This is a genomic window from Ideonella sp. P3_A4 (assembly GCF_056403075.1).
Genome location: NZ_JBFUGE010000305.1, coordinates 1 through 7,328, shown reverse-complemented (window position 1 = coordinate 7,328; position 7,328 = coordinate 1). Strand labels below are relative to the sequence as shown.

Annotated in this window: 11 protein-coding genes; 8 read left to right on the top strand and 3 right to left on the bottom strand. The window is 67.0% G+C overall.

Features of this window, described 5'->3' with window-relative positions:
• From AC1DYI_RS22190 to AC1DYI_RS22175, 4 genes are all read left to right on the top strand, one after another.
• A partial coding sequence (locus tag AC1DYI_RS22190) for a DUF2946 family protein (RefSeq protein WP_477206304.1) occupies positions 1 to 299 on the top strand: 299 nt, incomplete at its 5' end.
• A gap of 24 nt (positions 300 to 323) precedes the next feature.
• Positions 324 to 473 carry a hypothetical protein gene (locus tag AC1DYI_RS22185; protein ID WP_477206303.1) on the top strand — a complete coding sequence of 50 codons (150 nt, stop codon included), beginning with the start codon at positions 324 to 326 and terminating at the stop codon, positions 471 to 473.
• Positions 470 to 1,441 (top strand): hypothetical protein, encoded by a 972-nt coding sequence (locus AC1DYI_RS22180; protein ID WP_477206302.1) that lies wholly within the window; start codon positions 470 to 472, stop codon positions 1,439 to 1,441. Before AC1DYI_RS22185 ends, AC1DYI_RS22180 begins: the two co-directional genes overlap by 4 nt.
• 36 nt (positions 1,442 to 1,477) lie before the next feature.
• Complete coding sequence (locus tag AC1DYI_RS22175) at positions 1,478 to 1,918, top strand: copper chaperone PCu(A)C (protein WP_477206301.1); 441 nt, start codon at positions 1,478 to 1,480, stop codon at positions 1,916 to 1,918.
• A gap of 41 nt (positions 1,919 to 1,959) precedes the next feature.
• On the opposite strand, the gene ruvA is transcribed toward AC1DYI_RS22175, so the two are convergent.
• The gene (gene ruvA / locus AC1DYI_RS22170) at positions 1,960 to 2,532 is read right to left on the bottom strand and encodes a Holliday junction branch migration protein RuvA (RefSeq protein ID WP_477206300.1); all 573 of its coding nucleotides are present in this window, start codon (positions 2,530 to 2,532) and stop codon (positions 1,960 to 1,962) included.
• A gap of 61 nt (positions 2,533 to 2,593) precedes the next feature.
• On the opposite strand from ruvA, the gene AC1DYI_RS22165 reads away from it, so the two are divergent.
• Both AC1DYI_RS22165 and ybeY read left to right on the top strand, forming a co-directional pair.
• On the top strand, positions 2,594 to 3,580 hold the full coding sequence (locus AC1DYI_RS22165; protein WP_477206299.1) for a PhoH family protein: 987 nt from the start codon (positions 2,594 to 2,596) through the stop codon (positions 3,578 to 3,580).
• A gap of 70 nt (positions 3,581 to 3,650) precedes the next feature.
• Entirely contained in the window at positions 3,651 to 4,115 is a 465-nt protein-coding gene (ybeY, locus tag AC1DYI_RS22160) for an rRNA maturation RNase YbeY (RefSeq protein ID WP_477206298.1), read from the top strand.
• A 13-nt stretch (positions 4,116 to 4,128) separates the two neighbouring features.
• Here ybeY and AC1DYI_RS22155 read toward each other — a convergent pair whose 3' ends face one another.
• Both AC1DYI_RS22155 and hemB read right to left on the bottom strand, forming a co-directional pair.
• The gene (locus tag AC1DYI_RS22155; protein WP_477206305.1) at positions 4,129 to 5,232 is read right to left on the bottom strand and encodes a magnesium transporter CorA family protein; all 1,104 of its coding nucleotides are present in this window, start codon (positions 5,230 to 5,232) and stop codon (positions 4,129 to 4,131) included.
• Positions 5,233 to 5,258: 26 nt separating this feature from the next.
• Positions 5,259 to 6,257, bottom strand: coding sequence for a porphobilinogen synthase (hemB, locus tag AC1DYI_RS22150; protein ID WP_477206297.1), 999 nt, complete (start codon positions 6,255 to 6,257; stop codon positions 5,259 to 5,261).
• A gap of 287 nt (positions 6,258 to 6,544) precedes the next feature.
• Here hemB and AC1DYI_RS22145 point away from each other — a divergent pair, with 287 nt between their 5' ends.
• Positions 6,545 to 6,985: a CopD family protein gene (locus AC1DYI_RS22145; protein ID WP_477206296.1), complete on the top strand. Its 441-nt coding sequence runs from the start codon at positions 6,545 to 6,547 to the stop codon at positions 6,983 to 6,985.
• Between the two features lie 13 nt (positions 6,986 to 6,998).
• The coding region (locus AC1DYI_RS22140; protein ID WP_477206295.1) for a VanZ family protein at positions 6,999 to 7,328 on the top strand (330 nt) is incomplete at its 3' end.

Here is a 7,328-nt window from a genome sequence, read left to right as displayed (position 1 = left end):
GGCTGGCTGCCGAACAAGGCGGCTCGGTCTGGGCCGAGATCTGCACGCCGCAGGGGCCCAAGCAGTTGGCCGCCGGCGAAGCCGAACAGCCGCAGCCCGCACAGGGTATGACCGTTCACCTGGACCACTGCGCGCTCTGCGGCTTGGCCGGCCAAGCCATGGCGCCGCCACCCTTGGTGGTCGCCACGACGCTGGTCAAGCCGCTGACCGAACAGCCCACGCTGTTCCTGCGAGCACCTCGCCCGTTGTTTGCATGGGCGGCAGCACAGGCCCGCGCGCCCCCTTTCGACCGAGCCTGAGCCGTCRCCGCTGGCGCTGCCCGAATGCAGCCCGCGCGCACGATGCTTCCCGAGGTCGAAATCGCTGCCGATGCGATGGCCGCCACGCACCCTCGCGTCGTCCCCATCGCCGGCCCGCAGCCCGCCGATATGGCGGCTGCCGTCCATGCCTTCCTGAAGGACCACCTTCGATGACCACCCACCTGATCCGCGCGGCACTCTTCGCCGCGCTCGGCGCTGTTGGCGCCACTTCGGCCGAAGCCTCGTGCGGTGCCGCCTCGTGCAATCTGCTGAACGACCGCTTCGCGCTTGGCACCTGGGACCACGCTGGCTGGAGCGTCGACCTGCGGCTGGAGTTCGTCGTGCAAGACCAGCTGCGCCAGGGCACCAAGAACATCTCGCCCGACGACCTGCCCGAAGACGAAGAGGCGGTCGAGCGCCACACCCGCAACCTGAACCTGGTGACGACGCTGGACTACGCGATGAGCCCGCAGTGGTCTTTCGCGTTGCGCTTGCCTCTCGTGCACCGCGACCATGCGCACGACCTGATCGACGAGGACACCGGCGAGCTCGGTGCGCAAGAGCGCTGGCGCTACAGCCGCGTCGGCGACGTGCAGGCGCTGGTGCGCTGGCAGGCGCCTGTCGCGTCGAACGGGGACTTTGCGTGGGCACTGACCGGTGGCCTGAAGCTGCCCACAGGGTCTCGCACCGTCGCCAACGGCGACGGCAGCGTGGCCGAGCGCAGCTTGCAGCCGGGCACCGGTACGACCGACCTGATCGTCGGTGCCTCGTCCCGCGTGGTGCTGGGTCTGGCCGATGCGTTGAACCTGCAGGCCACCTGGACGGGTGCGCTCGCCGAGCGCGACGGCTACAAGCCGGGCCAGCGGCTCGACCTGTCGGCCGGCTGGGCGCACGCGATGTCGCCGATGTGGAGCTTGCTGCTGCAGACCAACTGGAGCCAGCGCGGCCGCGATAGCGGTGCCGAAGCCGAGCCCGAGCTGAGCGGCAGCCGCACGTTGAACCTGTCGCCTGGTGTCAGCATCTCACCGGGGCACGACGACCTTGTCTACGCTTTGCTGCAGGTACCCGTTTACCAGCAGGTCAACGGCATCCAGCTGGTGCCGCGGACCAGCCTCGCGTTCGGCTGGACGCATGCCTTCTGATGCCGTTTCGAGCCTACATTTGAGAAAAGGATGCCCATGAAATTCGCCCTGTTCCCCGTGTTCGCCGCGGTGTCGCTGGCCTGTGTGATCAGCCCGGCGTCGGCGGCGACGACCGTCAACAACGCCTGGGCGCGCGGCACCGTGGCGGGTCAGACCAGCTCGGGTGCCTTCATGCAGCTCAGCTCGTCGCACGGCGGCCGCCTGGTGGGCGTGGCGTCGCCGGTGGCCGGTATGGCCGAGGTGCACGAGATGAAGATGGACAACGGCGTCATGAAGATGAACGCCGCGCCCTTTGTCGAACTGCCGGCCGGCAAGACGGTCGAGCTGAAGCCCGGTGGCTACCACGTGATGCTGATGGGGCTGAAGCAGCAGTTGAAGGGCGGCGAGACCTTGCCGCTGACCTTGACCATCGAAGGCACCGACGGCAAGAAGGAGACGCTGGAACTGAAGGTGCCGATCAAGGCCCTGGGGCAGTGACGCCGTTCAGAAGCTGACACACAGCGTCAGCCGCGGCCCGATCAGGCCAGCGACTTCAGCGCCAGCTTGATGCCGTCGCTGACGCCGACCTCCGGCGGCAGCTTCTTCAGCGCCGCCGCGGCGTCTTTCTCGTTGTAGCCCAGCGCCATCAGCGCCTGCACGATGTCGGCCTGCGCGTCGGTGGTGACCTGTGCGGACGGTGCGCCGAGGTCCGCCCCCAGCTTGCCCTTGAGTTCGAGCAACAACCGCTCGGCGGTCTTCTTGCCGATGCCGGGCACCTTCTGCAAGCGCGCGCCTTCTTGCCGCGAGATCGCCGCCGACAACTCGGCCACCGACAGCCCCGACAGGATCGCCAGTGCGGTGCGCGGGCCGACGCCTGAGATCTTGATCAACTCGCGGAAGGTGCTGCGCTCCGACGCGGTGAGGAACCCGTAGAGCAGATGCGCATCCTCACGCACCACCACGTGCGTCAGCAACGTGACGCGCTCACCCAGCCCTGGCAGGTTGTAGAAGGTGCTCATCGGCACATCGACTTCGTAGCCGACGCCGTTGACATCCACAAGCACCAGCGGCGGGGACTTTTCCGCGAGCAAACCCGAGAGGCGGCCGATCATGGCGCGGGATTATCGTTTGGTCGACAATCCCCGGCTTTCGCGTCTGCAGCACGAGTCCGGCTTGATCCTCCGCCACACCTTCTCTCCACTCGACAACAACCGGCTGTCGCACCTGTGCGGCGCGGTGGACGAGAACCTGCGCTCGATCGAGGCGGTGCTGCCGGTGGCGATCACGCGGCGCCAGGGTGCGTTCAAGATCGATGGCTCGAAGCGCGACGCCGAGCGGGTGCTGGCACTGCTCGAATCGCTGTACGAGCGGGCCAAGAAGCCGATCCACGCCGAGACACTGCAGCTGGCGCTGGACGACCTGCGCCGCAACCCGGCGAAGGCGCCGGTGGTGGCCGGCGAGGACGGCGAGATCGTGCTGCACACGCGCCGTGCCGACCTGGTCGGCCGCACCCCGAACCAGATCCAGTACCTGCGCCAGATCCTGTCGCACGACATCACCTTCGGCATCGGTCCGGCAGGCACCGGCAAGACCTTTCTCGCGGTGGCTTGCGCTGTCGACGCGTTGGAGCGCAGCGGCGTGCAGCGCATTGTGCTGACGCGGCCGGCGGTTGAGGCCGGCGAGCGGCTGGGTTTTCTGCCGGGTGACCTGACGCAGAAGGTCGACCCTTACCTGCGCCCGCTGTACGACGCGCTCTATGACCTGATGGGCTTCGACCGCGTCACCAAGGCCTTCGAGAAAGGCTTGCTCGAAGTCGCGCCGCTGGCCTTCATGCGCGGCCGCACGCTGAACCATTCGTTCGTGATCCTCGACGAAGCGCAGAACACCACGCCCGAGCAGATGAAGATGTTTCTGACCCGCATCGGCTTCGGTTCGAAGGCGGTGGTCAACGGTGACATCAGCCAGATCGACTTGCCACGCGGCATGCCCAGCGGGCTGATCGACGCGGCCGATGTGCTCAAGCGTGTCAAAGGCATTGCGATGACGCGCTTCAGCTCTGCCGACGTGGTGCGCCACCCGCTGGTGGCGCGCATCGTCGAAGCCTACGAGGCGCAACAACCGCCCCGCGATGGCGCGCATGACGGCAGGAGCGGCGCATGAGCGCCGCCCGGCCGCCCGTAGGGGCGCGCTCCCTCTTGGAGGGAAGGGCCGCAGGCCCAAGGGTGTACCAGTGAGCCGTGTCGTCAAACCCTCCTTGAGCCTGAGCCTGCAGTTCGCCGACCCGCGTCACCGCGAGCAGTTGCCGCGCCACCGCGTCGCACGCTGGGTGCGTTCGGCGCTCGACCTGTCGGGCGAGATCACCGTGCGTATCGTCGACGAAGACGAAGGCCGGCAGCTGAACCACGAGTTCCGCGGCAAGGACTACGCGACCAACGTGTTGACCTTCGACTACGCGCAAGAGCCGGTGGTCAGCGCTGACCTGATCCTTTGCGCGCCGGTCGTGGCGCGCGAGGCGCGAGAGCTGCGGGTCTCGATCGCCGACCACTACGCCCATCTGCTGGTGCACGGCACCTTGCACGCCCAGGGCTGGGACCACGAGACCAGCGACGAAGACGCCGAAGAGATGGAAGTCCGCGAGACCGAGATCCTGCTCGGGCTGGGGCTCAAGGATCCGTACCGCAAACGCCGCGGCTGAACGTCGCGTCCCGCTAGGGGCGGACGTGGGTCCCGAGATAACGCTTGCGCCAAAAGAAGCCGCCAAGACCGATGGCGGTGGCGGCCATGATGGCGATCGCCACCCAGAAGCCCTTCACGGCGTGCTGCAGCGGGATGACCTCGAAGTTCATGCCGAAGATGCCGGTGATCAGGTTCAGCGGCAGGAAGATCGCGGTCAGCACGGTCAGCGTGCGCATGATGTCGTTGGTGCGGTGGCTCAGGGCCGAGAAGTGCATCTGCACCGCGGCCTCGGCCGACGACTCCAGTCGCCGCACATGCGTCAGCACGCGTTCGATGTGCTCCAGCACGTCGCGTGAACGCACGCGCAGCAGCTCGCGCTCGCGTTTGGCACCGGCATCGGCCTCGGACGGCCATTCGTCCAGCGCGTCGATCCATTCCTGCATCGCCGCACGCTGGTCCTCGCAGGTGTCTTCCAACATATGCAGTGCATTGCGGCTGCCCAGCAGCACCTGCCAGTCGTGGAAGTGGCCCTTGGGATTGAGCAGCTCGGTCTGCAGGGTGGTCAACTGACGGGTCAGCAAACGGCGCAGGTCGAGATAGCTGTCGACCATGTAGTTAACCATCCGCAGCATCAGGTCGGCCGGGCCGGAGGGCAGCCGACCCGCGCCGCGCAGGTCGCTTTCGGCGGCTTGCTGGGTCAGGCGCTGGGCGAAGAACTCGCGCACCATGCAGTCGGTCGGGTGGATCGTCAGCAGCACCCGGTCGAACACCGCGAAGCCGACCGGGCTGGTGTCGATCGCATCGAGCGCCTGCTGAGCCGAAGCCAGTGTGCCGTGGCTCTCGTCGAGGAACAGGCTCTTGCCGCTCGGCGTGGTGGCCAGGCGGCGGAACACCAGCATGTCGTACCAAGAGGTGTCCTCGAAGTGCGACGGCAGCTGGTTGTTCAGCAGATCGCTGACATGCAGGTCGACCAGTGCGGCGCCGGCCCAGCGCTGCAGCGCGGCCTGGACCTCGCCGCGTTGCACTTCGAACTCGCGCCGGCCGCTGCCGACCCAGACGAAGCCCTGCGGTGGCAGCACCTCGGGCAGCTCGGCCAACTCCGTGAAGTTGTCGGCCTTGATGTGGAAGATGCGCACCGCGGCCCCTTCGTGGATGTGGCCGCTCAAGCCGACTTCAGCAGCCGCGCCGCGTCGAGCGCGAAGTAGCTCAGCACGCCGTCGGCGCCGGCGCGCTTGAACGCAAGCAGCGATTCCATCATCACCGCGTCGTGGTCCAGCCAGCCGTTCGCAGCGGCCGCCTTGACCATCGCGTACTCGCCGCTGACCTGGTAGGCGAAGGTCGGCATGTGGAACTCGTCCTTCACGCGGCGCACGATGTCCAGGTACGGCAGGCCGGGCTTGACCATCACCATGTCGGCGCCCTCGGCGATGTCGAGTGCCACTTCCCGCAGCGCCTCGTCGCTGTTGGCCGGGTCCATCTGGTAGGTCTTCTTGTCGCTCTTGCCCAGGTTCTTGGCCGAGCCGACGGCATCGCGGAACGGGCCGTAGAAGGCACTGGCGTACTTGGCGCTGTAGGCCATGATCTTGGTGTGGATCCGGCCTTTGGCTTCCAGCGCCGAGCGGATCGCACCGATGCGACCGTCCATCATGTCCGACGGCGCGACGATGTCGACGCCGGCATCGGCCTGCACCAGCGCCTGCTCGCGCAGCACCGCCACCGTGTCGTCATTGATGATGTAGCCGTTGGCGTCGAGCAGCCCGTCCTGGCCGTGGCTGGTGAACGGGTCCAGCGCGACGTCGGTCAGCAGGCCCAGCTCGGGGAAGCGTGATTTGAGCGCCCGCACCGCGCGCGGCACCAGGCCGTCGGGGCGGGTGGCTTCGCGGCCGTCGGGCGTCTTCAGGCTGGGGTCGATGACCGGGAACAGCGCCATCACCGGCACCCCCAGCGCGACGCAGGCCTCGGCCTTGGCGAACAGCTGGTCCACGCTCAGGCGCTGCACGCCCGGCATGCTGGCCACGTCCTCGACGCGGTTCTCGCCATCGAGTATGAACACTGGGTAGATCAGGTCGGCGACGGTGAGAACGTTTTCTCTTACCAGCGCGCGGCTGAAGGCATCACGGCGCAGGCGACGGGGGCGGCTGGCGGGGTAGGCAGGCAGCATGAATAGGGGACAGGCAAAGAAGTGTTGCGACGGTGTCGAAAACCCCGCCGCGCAAGAGGGGTGTAGCCCAGTGAATCAGGGCCGCAAAGCGCCAAAAATTGTGGCGGACGCCTATGGTACAGAGCCGCTCTGCGGTGTTAAAGTTGTTCTTGAGCGATGCCCGTGAGGGTGTTTCTCCCTGCTTTTCCTCCCTGAGCAGGTGCCTTTACGTGATGACAGCGTCAAGGCTTTTCAGCCCCGGCCCATGGTCGGGGCTCTTTCTTTTGTGCACCGCCATAATCGGTCGGATGACTGGTTTGTACCTCTGGGTCAAGGCCCTGCACATCATTTTCGTGGCGAGCTGGTTCGCGGGCCTGTTCTACCTGCCGCGCTTCTTCGTCAACCTGGCCAGCGTGCCGGGTGACAGCCACGCCGAGCGTGAGCGCCTGCTGCTGATGGCGCGGCGCCTGTACCGTTTTGCCACGCTGCTGATGATCCCGGCGCTGCTGTTCGGGCTGTGGCTGTGGCTGGGTTTTTCGGTCTGGCGCGGCCCGGGCCATGGCTGGTTGCATGCCAAGCTGGTGCTGGTGCTGGCGGCGGTGGGTTACCACCACGCCTGCCTGTCGCTGCTGCGCAAGTTTGAACAGCTGAAGAACCGCCGCAGCGAGCGCTGGTTCCGCGTGTTCAACGAGGTGTCGGTGCTGATGTTCGCGCTGATCGTCGTGCTCGTGGTGGTCAAGCCGTTCTGACGCGGGAGCGTCGGTGCCAGACCCGAGCGGCGCGCGGCGTCACCACAGCTCGGCCTTGCCGCTGGCCTGGCTGGCGGTCAGCGTGGTGGTCTACGCCAGCCTGTACCCTTTCACCGGTTGGCGCTGGCCAGGTGACCTGTCGGTGTGGGAGCTGTTCGAGCTGCCGCTGCCGCCGTGGCGCTACAAATTCGACATCTGGGCCAACTACCTCGGCTACATCCCGATCGCGGCGCTGGTGCATGCCGCCGGCGTGCGCGGTGGCCGGCGCTCAGGTCCCTGCTGGCTGTTCGCGGTGGTCGCCATCTCGCTGCTGTCGTTCGGCATGGAACTGACGCAGCAGTTC

Coding starts and splice junctions, on each gene's coding strand:
- AC1DYI_RS22185 (WP_477206303.1), top strand. CDS start 324: ATGCAGCCCGCGCGCACGATGCTTCCCGAGGTCGAAATCGCTGCCGAT.
- AC1DYI_RS22180 (WP_477206302.1), top strand. CDS start 470: ATGACCACCCACCTGATCCGCGCGGCACTCTTCGCCGCGCTCGGCGCT.
- AC1DYI_RS22175 (WP_477206301.1), top strand. CDS start 1,478: ATGAAATTCGCCCTGTTCCCCGTGTTCGCCGCGGTGTCGCTGGCCTGT.
- ruvA (WP_477206300.1), bottom strand. CDS start 2,532: ATGATCGGCCGCCTCTCGGGTTTGCTCGCGGAAAAGTCCCCGCCGCTG.
- hemB (WP_477206297.1), bottom strand. CDS start 6,257: ATGCTGCCTGCCTACCCCGCCAGCCGCCCCCGTCGCCTGCGCCGTGAT.
- AC1DYI_RS22145 (WP_477206296.1), top strand. CDS start 6,545: ATGACTGGTTTGTACCTCTGGGTCAAGGCCCTGCACATCATTTTCGTG.